Genomic DNA, 21,855 nt, shown 5'->3' with positions numbered 1-21,855 from the left:
GATAACACACGCCCTGAGCAAGGACTTAGCTGCGCATAGCTAGGCGGGCTTTACCATGCTGCTTGTGGAAAATAGTTTTCCTAATCCGGGCCTTACATCCCCTCAACCGCGCGAATACATTGGGGTTTTATGTTGAGACGCACGGATGACGCACAGAGTAGAAGACCTGACGCCCAGCCTGACATACACCATGCCGTTTTCTAATGTCCTCCACCTGCCCTTCCCGGACAAGGTAAGAGCTACTCGGTTGGCAGGTTTCCATGAACTTGCTATTCAACCACAGGAGGTAGCCAGGATCGCGGCATCCGGTCTTTCCATTCAGAACATGCGACTGATCGCTGAGGATAACGGGATCAAGATCAGCCGCCTGGATCCTCTCTGCACATGGAATCCTGATTGGCACCCCAATAACATGGATGACAGCTTCATCGCGGATCACTCGACAACCGCCCTGGAATTTTTCGAGATCGCGAGTGAGCTTGGCTGCACCCACATGAGCTTGAACGCTACATTCACAGCCAATGCCTATGCACTGGATGAACTGGTCTCGCACTACGCCGAGATCTGCCGTCTGGCCCACGAGGAAGGCATGGTTTGCGACCTTGAACCTATCCCTATGTGGGGAGTGACGTCTCTTGAACAGGGCTGGGAGATCGTCGAGCGTGCCGGTGCCCCTAACGGCGGCCTTGTGCTCGATACGCTCCATTTCGTTCGCAGTGAATCCAAGCTCGAGACTCTGGCAACGATTCCAGGCAGCTCGATTCACTGCGTGCAGATCTGCGATGGCATCCATCCGTTGAAATCCGGCGTGACCCTGGAGGCCGATTGCTTTGAACGCATGTGGCCTGGCACCGGTAACTTCCCACTGGCAGACATTGTCTCCGGTCTGCACAAGATCGGTGGCCTGAATGGTGTCGGGCCAGAGGTTTTCTCTGTGCTGAACCAAAATATGGCGACAGAGGACGTTGCCAGACTCTGCAAGCAGTCGCTTTTGGCGTATGCGGAGCTCAGGGTCTAACCACGGCTACTAGCTTTTGCGCCACTACACAGCAGAAAAAAATCCCGGCTCAGTAGCCGGGATTTTTCCATCAGATTTGAGCCTCTACGCCCTGTTCTTCTGGTACACGTCTACGAACACGGCGGCCAGCAATACTGCCCCCTTAATCATTTGCTGGTAGTCAACGCCGATGCCCATGATCGACATGCCGTTGTTCAGCACCCCCATGATGAAGGCACCGATCACCACGCCCATCACCTTCCCTACCCCACCGGATGCCGAGGCTCCCCCGATGAATACGGCGGCGATGACGTCCAGTTCGAAACCGCTGCCCGCACGGGGCGTTGCGCTGTTCAGGCGTGCCGCGAAGATCAGGCCCGCCACAGCAGCCAGTACGCCCATGTTCACAAAAGTAAAGAAGGTCACTCGGACGGTGTTGATACCGGAAAGCTTCGCGGCCTTCAGGTTACCGCCCACTGCGTAGATCCAACGCCCGATCACCGTCCGATTCATGATGAACGTGTAGAGGCCGATGAGTGCACACATGATGACCAGTACCGTAGGAAGCCCTCGGTAAGTCGCCAACATGAAGCAGAAGGCGATGATGGCGCCACCCAGGATGCCATGCTTGAGCGCAAACAAAGGCAGGGGCATGACCTCCCCACCAGCTTTGCTGACCCTCCTACGAGCACGCCATTCAATCCAAAGGAAGCACGCAACTACCAATACACCAAGCACCAGGGAGGTGACTTTGAGACCTTGGCCTTGGAAGGGGTCAGGCAGGAAGCCCGCACTCAGGGCGACGAACTCTGCCGGGAATGGCCCAATCGACTGCCCTTCACCAATGGCGATGGTCGCCCCACGGAAGATCAGCATGCCGCCCAGTGTCACGATGAATGAGGGCATTCCCCAGAACGCCACCCAGTAACCTTGGGCAGCACCTATGAGGCCGCCGATGAACAAGCAAAGCAGCGATACCGTGATGAAGTCGAACTGGTACTGCACCATCAACACAGCTGCTATCGAACCGATTACCCCAACGATGGAACCAACCGACAAGTCGATGTGACCGCAGACGATGACCATGAGCATGCCCAAGGCCATAACCACGATGTAGCTGTTCTGCAGGATCAGGTTCGTCAGGTTGAGAGGCTGGAGCAATGCGCCGCCCGTGGCGATTTGGAAGAACACGATGATGACGAGCAAAGAGCTCAACAACCCGTACTCGCGGGCACCTCGTTTGATAGCAGGAAGCAAGCTCGGTTTTACCGCCACAGGGGCGATGACATCAGTCATTGGATGACCTCATTTTTCATGATGGCGTGCATGATTCGCTCTTGAGACGCCTCTTGGATTGGGAACTCCCCGACGAACCTTCCCTCGTTCATCACATAGATCCGATCACAAGTGCCCAGCAGTTCGGGCATCTCCGAAGAGATCATGATCACAGTCTTGCCCTTGGCCACCACTTGATTGACCACCCCGTAGATCTCGTACTTGGCACCGACATCGATGCCCCTGGTAGGCTCATCCAGAATCAGTACCTCGGGGTTGGAGAACAGCCATTTCGCGAGCACGACTTTCTGCTGGTTACCGCCAGAGAGACGCTCCACTGGCTGACGAAGATCAGGGCTGCGAATGCGCAGGGTTTTCTTGTAGCCTTCACCGACACCAAGCTCCTCGGTTTCGTTGATGACCCACCGGCGTGCCAGCGATTTCAGGCTGGCGATACTTACGTTTCGCCCGATGCCATCCCCCAACAAAAGCCCAGCGCCCTTACGGTCTTCAGTTGCGTAGGCGATACCGTTATCAATGGCTTCACGAACGTTTCGCACGCGTAATTCCTGGCCATTGAGGCGAACAGTGCCTCGAATATTCTTCCCAAAAGAACCGCCAAAGATGCTCATGGCAAGTTCGGTTCGGCCAGCCCCCATAAGCCCGGCAATCCCAACCACCTCACCTTTGCGAGCAAAAAAACTTACGTCACGGATGAAGTCCTCGCCTGGGCGTTCTGGATGCTCTACCGACCAGTGCTCCACCTCGAATTGCTTATCGCCAAGGTTGGGCTCTCTGCCGGGATACCGGTCGGCCAGCTCGCGGCCAACCATCGCCTGAACAACTCGGCTCTCGTTCAACGGCGACTCTCGGCAATCAATGACATCGACTGTTGTTCCATCCCGAATAACCGTGACCCCATCTGCTACGCGGGAAATTTCATTGAGTTTGTGGGAGATGATGATCGAGGTTATGTCCTTGGCTTTCAGCTCGAGCATGAGCTCCAGAAGCCGCTCGCTATCCTTTTCGTTGAGGCTGGCGGTAGGCTCATCGAGGATTAAAAGGCGAACGTCCTTGCCGAGTGCTTTTGCAATCTCGACGAGTTGCTGCTGACCGATACCCAGTTGGTTTACACGGGTCTGGGGCAAAACGTGCAGACCTACCTTTTCCAGCAGAACCTTGGCTCTGCGATGAGCAAGCGACCAATCAATAACCCCCCTTGTGGCGATCTCATGCCCAAGGAAAAGGTTTTCTGTGATCGAGAGCATCGGCACAAGCGCAAGCTCTTGGTGGATGATGCAAATTCCCAGGGCCTCGCTGTCACGCAGGTCGCTGAACTGGCGAACCTCACCGTCGAAACTGATCGAGCCTGCATAACTTCCGGTTGGGTAAACGCCACTCAGGATTTTCATGAGGGTAGATTTGCCGGCACCGTTCTCACCGCAGATCGCGTGTATTTCTCCCCTGCCCACCTGAAGGTTCACGCTGGTCAGGGCTTTTACCGGGCCAAAGCTTTTTTGAATGCCGCGCATGTCAAGAAGATGAGGTGACATGACTATCCTCCTATCGCAAAAAAGCGACCCGAAGGCACCGGGCCGCTGGCATTGGGTAGTTATTGCAGGCGGTCTTTGCTGTAGTACCCGGAGTCGACCAACACTTTTTGCACGTCTTTGGCTTCTACGGAGACAGGAGAAAGAAGTTGGGTAGGCACGACCATGGAGCCGTTGTCATAGGAGGTGGTGTCGTTGACCTGAACATCTTTGCCTTGCAGGGCGCTATCGATCATTACGGCTGCAGCTTCAGCCAACGCTCGGGTGTCCTTGAATACGGTCGAATGCTGATCACCGCGCATGATCGCTTTGACACTCGGGATTTCGGCATCCTGGCCTGTCACGATGGGCATCGGAGTGCCGCCGCTACCGTACCCGACACCGCGCAACGAAGAGACCACGCCAACGGCTAACTGATCGTTCATCGCGAGCACCGCATCGAGATGGGCTTTGCCGTAGAAGGCGCTGAGGATGTTGTCCATTCGGGACTGGGCAAGCGCCCCATCCCAGTTCAACGTCGCCACCTGGTCGAGCTTGACCTGTCCGCTACGGATCACGAGCTTTCCGCTGTCGATGTAAGGCTGCAGAACGGACATGACGCCGGCGTAGACGACGTGAGCGTTGTTGTCGTCGGTTGAGCCTGCGAATATCTCGAAATTGAAGGGCCCGGTGCCTTCGTTCAATTTCAGGGCACTGACAATCGACTCCCCCTGAAGCACACCCGTCTTGTAGTTGTCGAACGTGGCGTAGTAGTCGAAATCTTTTGAGTTTCGGATCAGGCGATCATACGAGATGACCGTGATGCCCTTCTCTTTTGCCTGCCGCAGCAAGTCGGTCATGGTGGTGCCATCGATAGGAGCAATGATCAGCCCTTTCACGCCTTTGACCAAGAGGTTCTCGAGCTGCGACAACTGGGTCGAAACCTCATACTGGGCGTATTGGATATCAGTTTTGTACCCAAGTTTGTTGAGCGCATTCACCATGCTCTGGCCATCTGAAGTCCACCGCGCCTCGGCCTTGGAGGGCATCGAAATACCAATAAGACCTTTGGTATTTTCTTCTTTCTTCGAGCAGCCGATAACCGCAACCGCCACGCACAGAGACGCAGCAAGTTTCATAAACTTGTTCATGACGTTCACCCAGTACTGTAGGAATTATTTTTCTTTTTACTCAGAACCGCCCCCATTGCGGGGGCGGTACAGCAAGGTGGAGCGAGTAACTACTTAGCCGAGCTTAACTTCCTGACCTGCTTTATCGGAGGACTCAAAAATTGCTTCCAGCAGGATGTTGATGTTGTGAGCCTGGCTAGCTGGCACTTGCGACGGAGTACCGTTCTGCAAGGCCTGGACGAACGCCGCAGCTTCACGGTCGAAGTACACCGGATTACCGATTTCAGCGATCTCGGGGGAGTACACGGTTTTGCGTACCGCCCAGATTTCGGGGAAGCTGGTTTCATTCCAGTGAGTCCAACCTTGCGGATGGCCATTTTTGCCGTCGTGGTACAGCTTGTAGGACGCCGGCATTGGAGTGGAATGCATCACACCATGGGTACCGTAGGCAGTGATGTCCCAGGTTTCAGTCCACGGCATCGGATCCCACGACATGAAGTCGATGGTGACCATCTTGTCGTCGTAGTTCAGAACAGCGGCAGCCGCATCTTCACGAGCAGAATCGCTCATCTGGCCAGCGAACTTGCTAATGCGGGCGTTGACGGAGCGAGGCATGCCGAAGTGCAGGAGGATCCGGTCGATGGTGTGGCAACCAATCACATAGAACGCACCGCCACGGTCACCTGGCTGCTTCATGTGGTTGGTATCAGCTTCATCATGGGAGCAGCCGGCATGGGCACGCACTTGAAGTACCTTGCCGATCTCACCGCTCTCGAGAACCTGCTGCATTTTTTCCACCGAAGGCGCGAACCTCCAGCAGTAGCCGACCTGGAACAGACCTCCGGTACGCTCAACGGCCTCGACGATGCGCTGGGTGTCCTGCGGCCCACGACCGGCTGGTTTCTCACACAGCACAGCCTTACCTGCTTCCAGGGCTTCAATTGCCCAATCGGCCATCAGGTAGCTCTTCGGGTGAACCAGCACTACGTGAACATCAGGGTCGGCCAGGATTTCGTCCTTGGTGCGAGCCTCGAGCTCAAGCGCATCAACGAACGGCTGCAGCAGCGGGCTGTCGTCATAGGCGCCGAGGAAGCGAACGCCTGGGATCCGCTTGAAGGCTTTGACGCGTCCCGAAGTATGCGGGTGGGTGATACCCAGGCAAGCGACGCCCAGTGGTTTGCCATTCAGATTCAGCGACATCGTTGTTCTCCTATCTCACGAAATCGGGCGCCCGAAGGCGCCCGTCGTCAATCAAAGCTTTACAGCGCGACCAGTGCTTACGGACTCGACACAGGCATCAGCCAGGCGCAGGGCCTGGAGGCCGTCAGAAGGAGTAACCGGCAGCGGCTTCTCTTGCACCAGAGCTGCAACAAAGGCGTCCAGTTCGGACTTGTAGGCCTGCTGGTAGCGCTCCAGGAAGAAGTTCAGCAGCGGCTCACGGGCGTCAGTTGCTTCCTGAGTCCAGCGGCGCATGGTAGTTGGGCGCAGGTTGTCTTGGAGCAGCATGCCTTTGGAGCCGAAGACTTCGATACGCTGGTCGTAACCGTAGACGGCCTGACGGCAGTTGTTGATGTGGCACTGCTTACCGCTGGCGGTCTTCATGTGCACCATCGCGGTGTCGTAGTCGTCGTACTTTTCCATCAGGGGGGAGTCGACCAAACGGCTACCCATGGCGGTGATTTCCACCGGCTCTTCACCCAGCAGCCAGCGACCGATATCCAGGTCATGGATGGTCATGTCGCGGAAGATACCGCCGCTGTATTGAATGTAGTCTTCTGGAGCGAGGCCAGGGTCGCGGCTGGAGATGATGACCTGGCGCACTTCACCGATTTCACCGGCGATGATCGCTTCACGCATCGCTGCGAAGGTGTTTTCGAAACGGCGGTTGAAGGCCAGCATGACGCGACCGTTCAGGCCTTCGATTTCTTCGACGGCTGCTTGGCTTTTCAGCAGATCCAGATCAATCGGCTTTTCGCACAGAACAGCTTTACCCTGGCGAACCGCACGCATCATCAGCTGGATGTGGGTATTGGTAGGGGTACCGATTACGATGGCGTCAACGTCATTGCGGTCGATTGCGGCTTCGCAATCGGTCATCGCGTCAGCACCCAGCGCGCCGGCCAGGGACTGAGCTGCGGAAGCATAGGGATCGGCCACAGCGATCAGACGAGCATTTGGGTTTGCGGCAACGTTGGCTGCGTGAATTTTACCGATACGGCCTGCGCCCAGAACTGCAATTCCAACCATGATGCATTCCTCGTTGTTCTTAAAGTGATGGTTAAACGCGGGCTCAGAAGCGCGCGTGTACGAATTGGGCCATCGTCGAGTCGAAGGCACGCTTGGCCACAACTTCCAGGGGAAGCTTGCGCAGCTCAGCCGAGATGAGCTCCACACCCCATGGGCCCCGATAGCCGGTGTCGAGAATTGCCTGAACGAAATGTGGAAGATCCAGCTGCCCCTCACCACAGCATTTGCGGTGGTGGGTGGAGTCGTTGAACACGTCGCCGACCAGGGCCAAGTCAGCGTCATCGATCTCGACGCCCTTGATCAGCTCTAGAGGAATTTTGCTGATCTCATCGAAGCCCATGCCACCACGAGCGATGTGCCAGCTATCGACCATGAGGCCACCGTTAGGGCGAACGCCTTCGGATACAGCCAGCGCCTTATCGATGGTGTTAACGCTAGAGAACGGCAGGAACTCGATGGCTACGTTGACCTTGTATTCCGCAGCTTTGTCACAGAGGATCGCGAACGATTCACGCATCAGCGGGACGTTAACGTCGCCTTCTTCAAACAGGCCTGCAGCACATTTCAGGCGAGTGGCGCCGACAGCTGCAGCGATGTCGAGCAGCTCTTTGCACATACGATCCGACACCGAACGACGCTCGCAAGCCAGGTGCCAGTCGATCAGGAACTCGACCTCCAGGTGCTTCATGCCGTTGTCCTGGAAAATCTGGCGAACGGTTGGCAGCCCAAGTTTTTCGATGGAGTGAACAATGTCGGAGTACACCAACCCCATGCCTCGCCATCCGGCTTTGGAAGCTGCTTCGGCGCGCTCCTGCAAGGTGTAAGGACTGATTTCGCTCTGCGCACCTGGATAGGTGTCACCTGCGATAGTCCAGTAGGAGGCGATCAGATCAACTTGATTACTAGGCATGTCGAATCACTCAAATTACGAGGGAAAAGCGAACGGTGTTCGCGAAGCACGAAGCGCCATCCACATGAATACCATCCATGGGAAGCTGGGTAAGGCGTTCAGGAAGATGAGAGTTGTTGAGGTCGAGCAACAAGAAGGACGAGCGGAAGCCTCGGAATGGCTGACCGCGAAAATATGAAGTGCACGAAGCTTGGGCTTGGCGTCTCATGGTTTGTACCAATTCTTGTTTTTGTGACGTTGAGGTGAGTCTAATTTCTCCCATGGAAGGAAAAAACCCGTAAGATCGGGATACAGCTTCCCACTTAGCGGGAGAATCGCGTGGATCCGTTCAAAGAAGTCGAGTTTTTTATCCAAGTGGCCGAGGCAGGCAGCATCAGCAAGGCAGCCGAGCGACTTGGATTGTCTGTCTCTGCGGCAAGCCGTCACCTAATCGCTTTGGAAACGAGGTTGGGTGTTCGCCTTGTGCAGCGCACAACTAGGCAACTGTCACTCACCGAGGTGGGAGAGGAGTTCTACAGGCGCACCAGGTCTGTGATGGCAGACCTGAAAGAAGCCGAGAGCGTGGCCAGGGACGCGGTAGTGCAGCCACGTGGTGTGCTCCGGGTTACTGCCTCCCTTTCATTCTGCCTGCTCCACATCGAACCGCTGCTTCCTGAGTTCACTCGGCGCTACCCCGAGATCAGTGTCGACGTGATCGCTGCCAACCGATACCTGGACGTGATGGAAAACAACGTAGACGTCGCCATCCGCACCAGGCAGTTCGAAGCAGATAACAACCTCACGATCAGGCGCCTGGCAGAAACCCGTAGGATCCTCGCCGCCTCCCCCGCTTACCTCGAGAAGAACGGCATCCCCAAGCATCCGATGGATCTTATCCGCCACAAGATGCTGGTCTACGACTATGCGATCAACCCGACCGAGCTGCCATTCAAGCGGCGTGATGAAACCGCGACAGTGAATGTGAGATCTTTCATTTCTGCCAATGACGGCCAGTTTGTATTGAAGGCAGCACTCGATGATCTCGGGATTTTGATCCAGCCGAAATACATCGTGCAGGATCACCTGGAGCGTGGAGAACTCGTCTCGGTGTTGGACGACTGGGATCTTCCACGCCTCACCATGAACATCGCCTTTCAGACACGCCGGCACATGCCTGCAAAAGTGCGGCTGTTCATTGAAGCCTTGGCGGAACGGTTCCGGAAAAACGACTACGAGCGCCTTTGGACTAAGTAAGCAGTTTTTCACAGGTGAAATAAAGATTTCCCGAAAATCGGTTTTTAACCGATAAAGGTAAATATACGCTGACCCGATCAAGTACAAGGTTCAGGTCAGTCCAGCATGATCCACATCACCGAAGAGATCAGATCTCACATTCATGATCTGGAAGGTCGTCGATATCGCGCCATGCTTGAGGGCGATATCGACACCTTTATCGCCCTCTCCCACCCGGACCTCGCCTATACCCACTCCACAGGTGTCATCGACTCGCTATCGAGTTATGTGGCCAAGTGCAGGGACGGCTACTACCAGTACCTCAACCTCGACGTCCCCATCGACAACATTCAGGTCCTCGGCAACGTTGCGATTGTGCACGGTCGAATGGCCGGTGAGATCGTAGCCGGCGGCACTCACAAAACGCTGAATAACCGCACCCTTTCCATATGGTCGTCATTGGGTGGCGAGTGGAAGTTTCTGGCCTACCAGCCGACCCCCATCAAATAGCGCACCGTAATTCATCTGCAGCGCTCCGCCTGCTGCCATTTGCAGTCAACAACAATAGGACTAGAACCCGTGGCTATCGCGAATTTCACCTACACCGGTCTTCCTTCCCGCGTCATCTTCGGAAAAGGCTCTCTTCAGCAACTCGAAGCTGAAATTGATCACCTGGGATCGCGCCGTGCGTTGGTACTCTCGACTCCAGAACAGCGCAGCCAGGCAGAACGCATCGCTGACATGTTGGGCTCTCGCGCTGCCGGCATCTTCGACAAAGCCGTCATGCACGTCCCAATCGAAACGGCGCGTGAGGCTCGTGAGGTTGCTCAAGCGCTGGGGGCTGACTGCGCTGTGGCCATCGGCGGCGGCTCGACCACCGGCCTGGGTAAAGCGATTGCCCTGGAATCCGGCCTGCCAATTCTTGCAATCCCGACCACCTACGCCGGCTCCGAAATGACCTCGGTGTATGGCCTGACTGAAAACGGCATCAAACGGACGGGCAAAGACGTGCGCGTTCTGCCGAAGACCGTCATCTATGACCCTGAGCTGTCGGCGACCCTTCCGGTCGAATTGTCTGTAACCAGCGGCATGAACGCCATCGCACATGCCGCGGAAGGGCTGTACGCCCAAGACGGTAACCCCGTGATGTCGCTGATCGCAGAAGAAGGCATCCGAGCAATGGCTGAAGGCCTCAAGCTGATCATCGAGAACCCGGAAGATCTGGATGCCCGCTCTGACTGCCTGTACGGTGCCTGGCTGTGCAGCACCGTCTTGGGCAACGTCGGTATGGCGCTTCACCACAAGCTCTGCCACACCCTGGGCGGCAGCTTCAACCTGCCTCACGCTCCAACGCACACCATCGTGCTGCCGCACGCTATTTCATACAACTCAGAAGCAGCACCTGAAGCGGCTGCCCGCATCGTTCGAGCCCTGGGCGGTAAATCTGCCTCGGCTGGACAGGCTCTGTACGACCTGTCCAAATCCTTGGGTGCGCCACTGGCGCTCAAGTCTCTGGGTGTTAGCGAAGCTGATATGGATCGCGCCACAGAAATTGCGTTAGCCAACCCATATTGGAACCCTCGCCCAATCGAGCGGGATGCGATTCGCGAGCTGCTTCAGAATGCTTATGAAGGTAACCGCCCGATTTAAGTTGCGGACTTTCCTTAACCCACTCAATCCTCGTGCGGGGGGCTGAGTGGGTCTTTTTTTAGCGAGTCCAATAGCGCTCGTAGCCTTCCTTCTTGAAATGCTCCAGCAAGAAGTCGATGAACAACCGGGTTTTGGCAGGCATGTATCGACGATCTTGGAAAGCAAGGTTGATCGTCAGTCGCGGCAGGTCCCAATCATCGAGAACAGGTAGCAACCTGCCAGCAACCAAATCGTCGTAGATAATGTATTTGGGCTGCACCAAAATTCCCGCACCAGCTAGCGCAGCCGCCCTGACTATCTGACCGTCATTCGATTCCATCGAAGGCTGAATCTTGACCGAAGCTCTCTCTTCTCCCCTGGTGAACTCCATCGAGTTGGGATGGTTGGCGTGGCTATAAATAAGCAGGTCGTGATGCTCGAGGTCGGCCACTGTTTGTGGAGAGCCACGCTGGGCCAGGTAGGACGGTGATGCTGCAAGTACTCTTCGCGTCTGCGCCAAGCGCCGAATCGTGATGTTGGAGTCCGCTTCAAACTCCCTGGTACGGATCGCGAGATCAATCTCGGTATCCATGATGTCGTAGTAACGGTTGGCACCGATGATCTTCACCTTGATACCCGGGTACAGACGCTTGAATGCCGGCACCAGAGGCGCCAGGTGCAGCATGGAGAAGGAAATCGTCGCAGTGATGGTGAGGGTACCGGTGGGCTCAACCAACGCCGCATTCACCGACGCTTCAGCCTCCGCCCATTCGGCGAGCAGCGCCTTACACCGCCCGTAAAAATCATGACCCGCGTTGGTCAACGCCAAGCGCCGGGTATTCCGGTCGACGAGACGGACACGAAGCCGACTCTCGAGCGCAGCCAGGTGACGGCTCGCTGCAGCATTGGAAATGTCCAACTTCTCAGCAGCCTTACTCAGCGTTCCCAGCTCCGCTGTCTGGACGAAGAGCTCAATCTCGGTGTAGCGATCCACGGGCTGCCTCTCAGTTTTTCACGGGTGAAACAAAGAATTTCATTGTCAGTATTTTATTCCACTGGGAAGCACTTTAGCGTAGTTACACCAATTCGAAAATGCTGGGGGAGCACCCCGACATCGCCGATTACAAGAAAGAAGGAACCAGGGGCAACCAATGAGAAATCTGGACGAACACACGATTACCCAAGCTGTTTTGACACGAAACGCCAACGCTGATGACGCGCGTCTGCGCGAGATCATGACCAGCCTGGTTCAGCACCTTCACGCTTTCGCTCGTGAGACCAAACTCACCGAGCCAGAGTGGGAGAAAGGCATCGAATTCCTGACTGCAGTGGGCCAGATCTGTTCTCCGACACGCCAGGAATTCATCCTTCTCTCGGATACGCTGGGCCTGTCCACCCTCGTGACGGCACAGAACCACAAGAAGCCAGACGGCTGCACTGAAGCCACCGTGTTCGGCCCATTCCACGTGCAGAATGCCCCGCAGTACGACCTCGGCGCCGACATCAGCGATGGTTTGCCGGGCGTGCCGTGGTATGTACGCGGCTCTATTAAAGACATTGATGGCAACCCAGTGCCTCACGCTGTCATCGAGGTATGGCAGGCTGACGACGCCGGCTTCTACGACGTCCAGAAACCCGAACTCGGCCAAGAGACTTATCAGGGCCGCGCGGTGCTGCAGGCAGACAGCGAAGGCCTCTACCACTTCAAGACCATCGTCCCTGAGTGCTATCCGATTCCCCACGATGGCCCGGTAGGCAAAATGCTGCAGGCGCTAGACCGCCACCCGTGGAGACCTGCGCACCTGCACTTCATGATCATCTCGCCGAACCATGAGCGCCTGGTAACCCACGTCTTCCGTGAGCATGGTGAGTACCTGGATTCCGACGCCGTATTCGGTGTCCGCTCCTCGCTCATCGCCGACTGGGTAGAGCATCAGCCAGGGGTTGATCCATACGGTGAGAAAGTCGACACCCCGTACTTCACGCTCGACTTTGACTTTGTTCTGAATCCTGTCACCCGATAACAAAATTCCACTACAGCCCGAGCAAAATTGCTTGGGCTTTGCCCTTCCATGGAGCACCAACATGCAACCTGTCAAACACATTGTCATGTGGAATTTACGCGGTGACAGCGAACAAGAACGCACCGAAAACATTCATAAAGTGAAGCAAGAGTTTGAAGCAATCCGGCACGAGATTCCTGGCCTCAAGCTTCTCGAAATCGGTGTCGACTTCAGCAAGATCGACTACGCATGCCATGTCGTCCTGTACTCAGAATTTGTGTCGGCTCAGGCGCTCCAGGACTACGCGACCCACCCCGCGCACATTCGCGTGAAAGAAGCACTGGGGAACCTGCGTACACATCGCTACCAGGTTGATTACGTAGGCTAAACCCACGACAAAGGAGCCCGTTCACTGAACGGGCTTTTTATCGCCTGTTGATTCTCTGCATGCAGCATCATGAGACACTACCCACGATTGGCGCCCAACAAAAAGCCCGACATAAATGTCGGGCTTGTTGCTCTAGGATCGGCTTAGAACTTAACAGCCATCTTCAGGCCCGCAACCACCGCACTGTCGACCTCATCCACGCCACCCGGGTGACGAATGTACTGAAGGTTCGGCCTCAGGGTGAGCCAGGGCGTTATTGCAAACCCGTAGTAGATCTCCGCATCGTATTCGGTATCACGGATAGGCATGAACGCCGGGTTGTCGTAGTCACTGATGTCAGCGAGCTGGTTGGTGAGGCTCGCCTGCTTGGCGACTGCTGGATTGACGTGGATGCGTGCGACCCCAAAGCCGAAGTCATCCTTCGGTCGTGAGTCGAACGGGCCTTTATACGACACACCTGCCTGAACGAAATTGTCGACCAGGTTGGTTTCCTTATCGTGCATCGTGGCATTGAAGAAGACAGACAGACCTCGATCAGTGGAACCACCGCGAGACGTCAGCTGTTGCTGGATGACTATCCAAGCCCCGTGCTTGCTGCCGTGACTCTGGAATGCGCCACCTGAGACCGGCTGTGGCTGGCCGTCGGCGCCGTCGAAGACATCGTCAGCCTTCGCATTGCTGTAGTAATACCCAGCTCGATATTCGCCTGGCAAGCCATTTACCTTCGGTGTCCAGACCAGCTCTACAGGGAACAAGGCCCCCTCAGCACCACTGCCGCTGAGCTTGAAGCCATTGCCGGTCTCAAGGTAAGAGGAGTTGACCTCAAAGGCCCCCACCTGCGCATATACCTCTGGTGTGATCTTGTACTTCACCCGCGCTGCCCATTGGCTTACAGGCCAGTTGTACCAAACGGAGCCCGCCCAGTTCGCCACCTGGGCACCGCAGAAGGCGTTGTTCTGGAAATCGCAGGGGAAGGCGTTGAAGTCCTCACCTTCACCGAAGCGCCCGAATTTCACATCCAGATCACCCTCCAGAAACTCCTGGCTCAGCCACATCTGGGTCAGGCGCCAGGTCTGTCCACGGCCATACACCTCCTGAGTCGAGCTGAGCATGCCTGCGCGTGGATCACCAATCCGGTCCCCCGCCAGGTTGCGACCGGTGCGCTCGGTAACCATCAGCTGGAACTTCGCTCCGTGCCATCCGGCAAGCTTGTTCATGTCAAGGGTCGTCCCCAGGGCGAGCTGGTCGGTATAGCGCGCAGTCTTGTCCTTGTTGTACCCACCGTGCAAATTTGCAGCGGCCTCCCCCACATACTCGACTGTGATATCAGCACCCTTGTCGTGCAGCTCAGACCTCAAACCGCCCCAGTCACCAGACAAGTAGTTTGAGGCATCAAATTTTTCATCAGCCCTTACATGATCCGACATTAAACCAATTAACCCCAATACAGTAACACCCAGCAGAAGACGCGGATTAACGGGACGAAGATAAACGACTGGCATATACTCTCCTACGGTACTTTTATTATTGTTACTTAAGGCGGGCTTATCGGCAGCAAGCCCCAATGCCTGAACGACACGCAAACGAGCTCGCCCCCACGCGCCAAGCAGTGAAAGCAAGCAATGAACGAGAGGGATTAAGCGGACGAATTTAACGGGGATGGCATTAATACCCAGTGGCACTACGCTTCGGTAGCGCCACTGCGATTTCAACTACTTACACAGTTTCACCAGGAAATACTCGCATTAGGTTTAACGCCCGCCTCTTGAAGAGCATCGCCCTTGCCACCAAAGCGACGCTCCATGAGCCGCTCGATCTCTTCTAGCGAAAGCCCCTTGGTTTCAGGGATGCAGCGCAGGCAGAAGATGATGGAAAAGACATTCACCACTGCGAACAGGAAGAAGGTCATTCCGCCGAAATAGCTGAGAGCAATCGGGAAAGCAAAGGCCACGATAGCGTTGAAGATCCAGAACAAGCCAACCGCGATCCCGTTCATGACGCCACGGGCGTGGGTGGGGAAGATTTCCGACATCAGCACCCAGTAAACGGGGCCGATGCACATCTGCATGAAGAAGAGGAACACCAGAATGCCGGACAGGGCCAGATAGCTCTGCGTGAGCGAGCTCGGCATGAAATTGATGACGATACCAAGGAAGATTTGGGTCAGGACTACAACTGCAAGACCCAAGAGCAGCATCGGACGCCGACCCATACGGCTAATAGCCCACATCCCAATCATGCAGGCTATTACCGAAATGACCCCATTGCCAATCGTAGCGACCAGCGCCGCACTGGTACCCATACCAGTGGATTTTAGAATGCTCGGTGTGTAGTACATGAAGGCGTTGACGCCAGTAGCCTGGATAACGAAGCCAAGACCGATACCCACCAACAGCAGCTTCATCAGCCAGGGCTCACTGAGCTTGCTGACAAGGCTGGTATGAGTCCGCTCGAAACTGCACTGCTCGACGATTTCCCGCACCTCTTCATCGGTTTCTTTTTCCGTATCCCGAAGACCGAGCAACACCGTGCGAGCCTCGTCAACGCGGCCTTTGGCAACCAACCAGCGTGGCGAGGTCGGAACGAAATTTGTACCCATGTACAGCAATGCTGCGGGAATCAAGGCAATGGCCAGCATGTATCGCCAGATGGCAGGGTTCTCAAACAGGTGGGCCAGTAGTGCGCTGGACACGTATGCCAAACACTGCCCAGAGACGATCATCAACTCGCTCTGGCAGACCAGTCTCCCCCGATGCTTAGGGCCGGCGAGCTCGGCGATGAACACAGGAACGATGGAGGAAGCCCCGCCGACAGCAATGCCCAAGGCGAAGCGAATCATGATCATGGCCCAGATACTCGGGGCCAGCGCGCTACCGATAGCGCCGAAGGCAAAGAGGAGGGCCAGGAGCTTTAGAACAAGAAGGCGCCCGTAGCGGTCCGCCAGTTGACCGGCCGCAAACGCCCCAATCGCGCCACCAAAGATCAGAGAGGATGCAACCGCACCCTCAGTCACAGGGGTCAAACCGAGCCCCCCCTGACCAGGGTCGAGTGTCATGAATGGAAGAGCGCCAGAGATCACGCCGGTGTCGTAACCGAAGGCAAGAGAACCCATGGTTGCGATGGCCGCTACGCGCCAGAGGATCTTGGATTTTTGGCTAGGCAAGGCATGGTCGCCAGGATGCATGATCATCTACCTTTCTTAGAGTTATTAATGTATTTGGTAGTGGGAGGCTATCCCCCCTATAGCCAAAAAAAAACTGACTCAGGGGGAAATGTGTTTTTCAGTAGTGAAATTCTGTTCAGCTAAAGCGCCTGCATTGTTTCATTGACAACGCAGACGCAATGAGGAGCTGCCTTCGAAGCGGTAGCAGGCGTCGCAAACATGGCTAGTCACCGCCAAGTCCAGGTGCTCGTACCTTTGACCGTTAGTGCCGATACGGCACGCGGCCCGGGCCTGGTTTCAGATCAGGCTGATAACGAAGGCATACTTGACGGCGAACGCTGACCTGTCAGCAAACCAGGGCCCTGCTGGCTCTGGTTTGCTCCTGCATGGCCAACCTGGAGCGCGGTGCGGGCCAAGGCGGATTCAACTGCCCCCTACAGCTTGAACTTCACACAAATCGTACTGTTCTCGGCTAGCCGGTCCAGCGTAATTGCATTGGCCCCATACCCTGAATAGCTTTTCACCAGCCGCATGCCCAGGCCTGTTCCGCTTGGTTCGGGATAAGACTCCGGAAAGCCCTCCCCCTCGTCCCTTACCGTAATGACAGCATGGTCGCCTGCATCCTGGACGCTCACGCCTATGGTGCCCTTGCCGTACTTGAGGGCATTGGTAATCAGCTCGGAAATGACCAGGCCCAACGGCGCCATCCGCTGTGGAGGGAGAATGAAAGCGTCGGCATCGAGAACGATCTTTCGCTCAGCCAGCGCCGCCCCCAGGTCACTCAACAAGGCGCCAAGATACTCTGATGCCAGAACACCCTGGGTTTCTGCGGTCTGATAGAGGCGTTCATGCACACTGGCTATCGTCAGCACACGGCTCGCCGCCGTCTGCAGCTGGATCTTGACCGCCTCATCCGCCGACAGGTTGGCCTGAAGCTGCAGCAGGGTGTTCACCAGGTGCAGGCTGTTCTTCACCCGATGGTGAATCTCTTCGAGATAGAGATCGCTGTCGCTCAGCTTGGTATTCTGCACGGCAATCAGCGACAGCAACTGAGCCTCATGCTGATGCCGCTCGGTAATGTCCCGCGACACTGCGATCAGCCTGTCCACCTTGCCCTCGGTGCTGAGAATGGGCGCAATGGTGACGTCCCACCATCTCGGCTCATCGGTGGCCGTAGGGCAGTAGGCCTCAAACCTTGCCGACTCGCCGGCCACGGAACGCGCCATGGCATCACGCACCACCGCCCTGGAGTCATCAGGCCACAGCTGGGCCCAAGGTTTGCCCCGCACCTCTGCCAGCTCGCCGATGTGCATGAGGCACATGCCGGCCTCATTCATGAATTCGATGTCGCCGTGCGTGGTGAGGATCTTTACACAGTCCGGACTGGCATTGAGCATGCTCTCGGAATAGCGGTCCGGTAACTGATCATCCGCCGCATTTGCCAGGCGCTCCACGGCCATGGAGATGACGTTGGAGATACCCTCGAGGAATACCAGGTCGCTTTCGATGAAGTCGTCACCGTCGGTGCTGTCCGCCTCCAGCACACCAAAGGGCCTGAGCGCACCCCGGATGGGCACGTTGATGGCGCGTTCGATACCGTACTTTTTCAACAGGTCCGGCGTGCGGAAGCGTTGCTCCTGGCCCAGATGGTTGGAAAGCACCGGCCGGTAGGTGGAAATGGCATAACCCGCCGGACTGGCCACATCCCCACCGACCTTGGCGTGGCCGATATCCGAGGGATCCCAACCGACGCCGTGGGTCAGCAAAAAGTCGTCACTCCCAGGCAAGGGCATCAACACCTTGGCAAAACGCGTGTTCATGCCGTTGGCCACCACGCTACAAGCCTGCGTGAGCAAAGTATCGAGATTCGTCGACCTGAGCGACGACACACCATACTCCACCACCAACTGATGCTGCTTGTGTAAACGGGCCTGTGACTTCTGTAGTGCAAGCCTGATCATTTCATCGGGAGGCAGTTGATGCATGGGTTCATCCACAGCTGGCCAATATGGAAGATTATTTTCGAGCGTGCCTTTCGACACCGTAGACCCTGCGCACGTGCCGGACCGGGATCGAAAAAGTTTCGTGGCTTCATTTACCAACGATCCTGGATCGATGGCAATGACGAAAACCGTCTAAGCGCGACGGTAATGGGCAAGTATAGATCGCTGGGCTTGCCAACAACCCAAGCACCACCCGTCAGCCGCACGAAACCAGTGGTCATGGCCGCTGGCCGTATGGCTACATGATCGGGGTTTTTATTATGGCTCGCAGTGTATTGGTGGTAGAGGATGACGAGTTGATCCGAACGCTCGCCTGCGAGGCGCTGGAATCGCTCGACCTCGACGTGCACAGCTGTAGTTGTGTCGATGAGGCGATAACAGTGCTGGAAACAATGGCCCACCTGGACCTCGTATTGACCGATATCCAGATGCCTGGCCAACTCAATGGAGTGGATCTTGCCCACCTGATCATTGATCGTTGGCCTGCTACCGCCGTGATCGTGATGTCGGCCGGCCAACTTGATCCCGGCGTTCGCCTGCCTGAGTGTTCAACGTTCCTGTCCAAACCCTGGACGGTTGACCAGTTACTGAACGCTGTTGAGCGACAGCTATCGCCTAAGGCAAGTGTTTAGACATCGGCATTTCTGCCAGGTCAGCTAGCTCCTCATTTATCCGCTTTCAGGTAACAAACTGCGGTCAAACATGAATGGCTTCCCCCCCTGCGGCGTGTACTGATACACCTGCTGCGGCCTGCCCAGCCTAGGCTGGTGCTTCTCCCCCGTATCCCTCACCCACCCCAGCTCGCGTAAACGCTCCAGGCGTTTGCGCACAGAGGTACCGTTCACCGCCTGGCCCAGGCAAGCCTGCACCGCCCCGAGCGCATCCTGCACTGTAAACTTCTGCGCCAACAGGTAAAGCGGCAGGCTGCTGTACACCGTCTTTGCCGCCAGCCGTTCGCGGGCCCGCTCCACCAGCAGATTGTGGTCAAAGGGCAACAGCACCTTGCGCCCCAGCACACTGTCCAGATCGAAAAACGCCAGTTGCTCGCCTTCGACGGCCTGCGCGGGGTCGAGCAACGCCAGGTAATAGGTGCTCAACGACCACCCTCGTGGATCGCGAAATGCATTGCCCTCGGTACCCACCTGCTCCATGTAGCACGGTTGCACCCGGGCCTTCTCGTGCAGGGCCCGGCTGGCGGCATCCTCCAGACTGGTGTCGGGGGTACGCCCATTTACGATGACCCCGGGCAAGGCCCATTGCCCGGCATGCGGCTCGCGCTCACGACGGTGCAACAACACTTCCAGATGCTGGGCATCAGGGGCCAGGCGCAGGGCGACAATGTCGACACTGGCCAGGACTTCGACTGTACTCACCGTGCAGCTCCTTGTTCAGTAGCACAATAATCCACCAGAGCATCTAAGTAAGGCAACCACCAACCCCATATCGCTTTCCACTTGACACACTTAATACACCAGGTGAATTATATAGCCATTCCAGCAAGGAGAACCGCCATGAAGATCGCCAGTTTCGATGTCGACGCGCAAAACGGCTTCACTGCTAACGCCCCGCTGGAGCTGCCCGTGCCCGAAGGCGACGAAATTGCGGCTGACCTGAACGACATGGCCTTGCGCGCCGACCTGCGCCTGGGCAGCAAGGACGCGCACCCGGCCAACGCCGCCTGGGTGGTCGCCGACCCTGCGCACATGCTGCAACCCCTGCAACTGGCCAACGCCGACCTGACCTGGGTCAGCCACTGCGTCCCCGGCACACCGGGCTTCGCGCTACTGCCCGGCCTGCCCGCCCCCATCGACTATGACTACTTCGTGTGGAAAGGCGTCGAACCTGACCTGCACCCCTACGGCGCCTGCTACCACGACCTGGCCGAGCGCCGGTCCACCGGGGTGATCGAATACCTCAAGGTACAGCAGGTGGGCGCGGTGATCGTCGGCGGCCTGGCCCTGGACTACTGCGTCAAGACCACCGCCCGCCAGTTGCGCCAGGCCGGCTTCCAGGTGCTGCTCTACCTGCCGGCCTGCCGCGCGCTTACCCAGGCCGGGGCCATCGAGGCGTGTGGTGCGTTGGCCGCCGAGGGCGTGATCCTCTGCGGCGACGAGGACGCGCTTGACCACCAGCTTGCCCTGATCAAGGAAGACCGCCCATGAGCGACAGTGTTTTTGGCCCACGCATCATCCAGAACCTGCTGGACACCGACTTCTACAAGATCACCATGATGCAGGCGGTGCTGCACAACTACCCCAACGCCGAGGTGGAATGGGAGTTTCGCTGCCGCAATGGCGAAGACCTTTCCCCCTACCTGGCCGAGATCCGCTATCAGGTGGAGCAACTGGCCGAGGTTACCGTCACCCACGACCAACTGGCCTATCTGGAAAAAATCCCCTTCCTCAAGCCGGACTTCATTCGCTTCCTCAGCCTGTTTCGCTTCAACCTGCGCTATGTCCAGGTGGGCCTGGATGGCGCCGGGCAACTGGCAATCCGCGTGCGTGGGCCGTGGTTGCACGTGATCCTCTATGAAATCCCGCTGCTGGCGATCATCAGCGAAGTACGCAACCGCTACCGCTATCGCGAAGTGGTGATCGAGCAAGTTGGCGAACGCCTGTACCAGAAGCTGGACTGGCTCAAAGCCGAGGCCAGCGCCGATGAGCTGGCCGGCTTCCAGCTGGCGGACTTCGGAACCCGACGGCGCTTCTCCTACCGCGTGCAGGAAGAGGTGGTGCACATCCTCAAGCACGATTTCCCCGGGCGCTTCGTCGGCACCAGCAATGTGCACCTGGCCCGCGAGTTCGAGCTCAAGCCACTCGGCACCATGGCCCACGAATGGTTCATGGCCCACCAGCAGCTCGGCCCACGCCTGGTCGACAGCCAGGCCGCTGCGCTGGAGTGCTGGGTACGGGAGTACCGCGGGCTGTTAGGTATTGCGTTAACCGACTGCATCACCATGGATGCCTTCATAGGCGATTTCGATCTGTACTTCGCCAAGCTGTTCGATGGCTTGCGGCACGACTCGGGCGATCCACTGGCATGGGCGGAAAAAGCCATTGCCCACTATGAGCGGCTGGGGATCGACCCGAGGAGCAAGACCCTGGTCTTTTCCGACGGGCTGGATTTTGCCAAGGCGCTGGGGCTGTACCGGGCGTTGCATGAACGGATCAATGTGAGCTTTGGCATTGGCACCAAGCTCACGTGTGATATCCCAGGGGTTGAGCCGATGAACATGGTGATCAAGATGACCGGCTGCAATGGGGCGCCAGTGGCGAAGATTTCCGACAGCCCGGGCAAGACGCAATGCCGGGACGAGAATTTTGTTGCTTATCTGAAGCATGTCTTTCATCTGAATTGAGGGTGCCTGCA

At 56.9% G+C, this 21,855-nt stretch carries 20 protein-coding genes; 9 read left to right on the top strand and 11 right to left on the bottom strand.

Translation table 11 applies throughout. The annotated features are described in order from the left end of the window. Positions 1–145: 145 nt before the first annotated feature. Positions 146–1,018: a sugar phosphate isomerase/epimerase family protein gene (locus PP4_RS10945; RefSeq protein WP_016499240.1), complete on the top strand. Its 873-nt coding sequence runs from the start codon at positions 146–148 to the stop codon at positions 1,016–1,018. Positions 1,019–1,102: 84 nt separating this feature from the next. Here the strand turns inward: PP4_RS10945 and mmsB are convergent, their stop codons facing one another. The 6 genes from mmsB to PP4_RS10915 all read right to left on the bottom strand — a co-directional run bounded on the left by mmsB (position 1,103) and on the right by PP4_RS10915 (position 8,088). After that, a complete protein-coding gene (gene mmsB, locus PP4_RS10940; RefSeq protein ID WP_016499239.1) occupies positions 1,103–2,293 on the bottom strand; it encodes a multiple monosaccharide ABC transporter permease in 1,191 nt (396 codons plus the stop codon). Beyond that, positions 2,290–3,825, bottom strand: a complete 1,536-nt coding sequence (gene mmsA, locus PP4_RS10935; RefSeq protein ID WP_016499238.1) for a multiple monosaccharide ABC transporter ATP-binding protein — start codon at positions 3,823–3,825, stop codon at positions 2,290–2,292. The genes mmsB and mmsA overlap by 4 nt, the downstream gene beginning before the upstream one ends. Positions 3,826–3,884: 59 nt before the next feature. Then, entirely contained in the window at positions 3,885–4,952 is a 1,068-nt protein-coding gene (gene chvE, locus PP4_RS10930) for a multiple monosaccharide ABC transporter substrate-binding protein (RefSeq protein ID WP_041167687.1), read from the bottom strand. Between the two features lie 93 nt (positions 4,953–5,045). Continuing rightward, the gene (locus PP4_RS10925) at positions 5,046–6,131 is read right to left on the bottom strand and encodes a Gfo/Idh/MocA family protein (RefSeq protein WP_016499236.1); all 1,086 of its coding nucleotides are present in this window, start codon (positions 6,129–6,131) and stop codon (positions 5,046–5,048) included. Between the two features lie 51 nt (positions 6,132–6,182). Beyond that, complete coding sequence (gene iolG / locus PP4_RS10920; protein ID WP_016499235.1) at positions 6,183–7,178, bottom strand: inositol 2-dehydrogenase; 996 nt, start codon at positions 7,176–7,178, stop codon at positions 6,183–6,185. Between the two features lie 43 nt (positions 7,179–7,221). Next, a complete protein-coding gene (locus PP4_RS10915; protein ID WP_016499234.1) occupies positions 7,222–8,088 on the bottom strand; it encodes a sugar phosphate isomerase/epimerase family protein in 867 nt (288 codons plus the stop codon). A gap of 318 nt (positions 8,089–8,406) precedes the next feature. Here PP4_RS10915 and PP4_RS10905 point away from each other — a divergent pair, with 318 nt between their 5' ends. The 3 genes from PP4_RS10905 (at position 8,407) to PP4_RS10895 (ending at position 10,950) form a co-directional block, all read left to right on the top strand. Beyond that, a complete protein-coding gene (locus tag PP4_RS10905) occupies positions 8,407–9,321 on the top strand; it encodes a LysR family transcriptional regulator (RefSeq protein ID WP_004576110.1) in 915 nt (304 codons plus the stop codon). Between the two features lie 105 nt (positions 9,322–9,426). Beyond that, a complete protein-coding gene (locus PP4_RS10900; protein WP_016499233.1) occupies positions 9,427–9,810 on the top strand; it encodes a nuclear transport factor 2 family protein in 384 nt (127 codons plus the stop codon). A 69-nt stretch (positions 9,811–9,879) separates the two neighbouring features. Next, positions 9,880–10,950, top strand: coding sequence for a maleylacetate reductase (locus tag PP4_RS10895; RefSeq protein WP_016499232.1), 1,071 nt, complete (start codon positions 9,880–9,882; stop codon positions 10,948–10,950). Between the two features lie 58 nt (positions 10,951–11,008). Here the strand turns inward: PP4_RS10895 and PP4_RS10890 are convergent, their stop codons facing one another. Beyond that, a complete protein-coding gene (locus PP4_RS10890; RefSeq protein ID WP_016499231.1) occupies positions 11,009–11,923 on the bottom strand; it encodes a LysR family transcriptional regulator in 915 nt (304 codons plus the stop codon). A gap of 157 nt (positions 11,924–12,080) precedes the next feature. Between PP4_RS10890 and PP4_RS10885 the strand changes: the two genes are divergently transcribed. Both PP4_RS10885 and PP4_RS10880 read left to right on the top strand, forming a co-directional pair. After that, positions 12,081–12,953 carry an intradiol ring-cleavage dioxygenase gene (locus PP4_RS10885; RefSeq protein ID WP_016499230.1) on the top strand — a complete coding sequence of 291 codons (873 nt, stop codon included), beginning with the start codon at positions 12,081–12,083 and terminating at the stop codon, positions 12,951–12,953. Positions 12,954–13,014: 61 nt separating this feature from the next. Beyond that, positions 13,015–13,320: a Dabb family protein gene (locus PP4_RS10880; RefSeq protein ID WP_016499229.1), complete on the top strand. Its 306-nt coding sequence runs from the start codon at positions 13,015–13,017 to the stop codon at positions 13,318–13,320. Between the two features lie 143 nt (positions 13,321–13,463). On the opposite strand, the gene PP4_RS10875 is transcribed toward PP4_RS10880, so the two are convergent. From PP4_RS10875 to PP4_RS10865, 3 genes are all read right to left on the bottom strand, one after another. Then, positions 13,464–14,822 (bottom strand): carbohydrate porin, encoded by a 1,359-nt coding sequence (locus PP4_RS10875; protein WP_016499228.1) that lies wholly within the window; start codon positions 14,820–14,822, stop codon positions 13,464–13,466. Positions 14,823–15,046: 224 nt separating this feature from the next. Continuing rightward, positions 15,047–16,510 (bottom strand): sugar porter family MFS transporter, encoded by a 1,464-nt coding sequence (locus PP4_RS10870; protein ID WP_016499227.1) that lies wholly within the window; start codon positions 16,508–16,510, stop codon positions 15,047–15,049. A gap of 407 nt (positions 16,511–16,917) precedes the next feature. Then, positions 16,918–18,468 (bottom strand): PAS domain-containing protein, encoded by a 1,551-nt coding sequence (locus PP4_RS10865; protein WP_041167685.1) that lies wholly within the window; start codon positions 18,466–18,468, stop codon positions 16,918–16,920. 278 nt (positions 18,469–18,746) lie between these two features. Here PP4_RS10865 and PP4_RS10860 point away from each other — a divergent pair, with 278 nt between their 5' ends. After that, a complete protein-coding gene (locus PP4_RS10860) occupies positions 18,747–19,118 on the top strand; it encodes a response regulator (RefSeq protein ID WP_172439607.1) in 372 nt (123 codons plus the stop codon). 36 nt (positions 19,119–19,154) lie between these two features. On the opposite strand, the gene PP4_RS10855 is transcribed toward PP4_RS10860, so the two are convergent. Further along, positions 19,155–19,859 (bottom strand): NUDIX domain-containing protein, encoded by a 705-nt coding sequence (locus PP4_RS10855; protein ID WP_016499224.1) that lies wholly within the window; start codon positions 19,857–19,859, stop codon positions 19,155–19,157. A gap of 138 nt (positions 19,860–19,997) precedes the next feature. Between PP4_RS10855 and PP4_RS10850 the strand changes: the two genes are divergently transcribed. Continuing rightward, positions 19,998–20,648, top strand: coding sequence for an isochorismatase family protein (locus PP4_RS10850; protein WP_016499223.1), 651 nt, complete (start codon positions 19,998–20,000; stop codon positions 20,646–20,648). Then, the gene (gene pncB / locus PP4_RS10845) at positions 20,645–21,844 is read left to right on the top strand and encodes a nicotinate phosphoribosyltransferase (RefSeq protein WP_016499222.1); all 1,200 of its coding nucleotides are present in this window, start codon (positions 20,645–20,647) and stop codon (positions 21,842–21,844) included. The genes PP4_RS10850 and pncB overlap by 4 nt, the downstream gene beginning before the upstream one ends. The last annotated feature ends 11 nt before the right edge of the window (positions 21,845–21,855 follow it).

The sequence above is a fragment of the Pseudomonas putida NBRC 14164 genome (assembly GCF_000412675.1).
Classification (GTDB): Bacteria; Pseudomonadota; Gammaproteobacteria; order Pseudomonadales; family Pseudomonadaceae; genus Aquipseudomonas; species Aquipseudomonas putida.
This window is presented reverse-complemented; position numbering and strand designations above follow the sequence as displayed.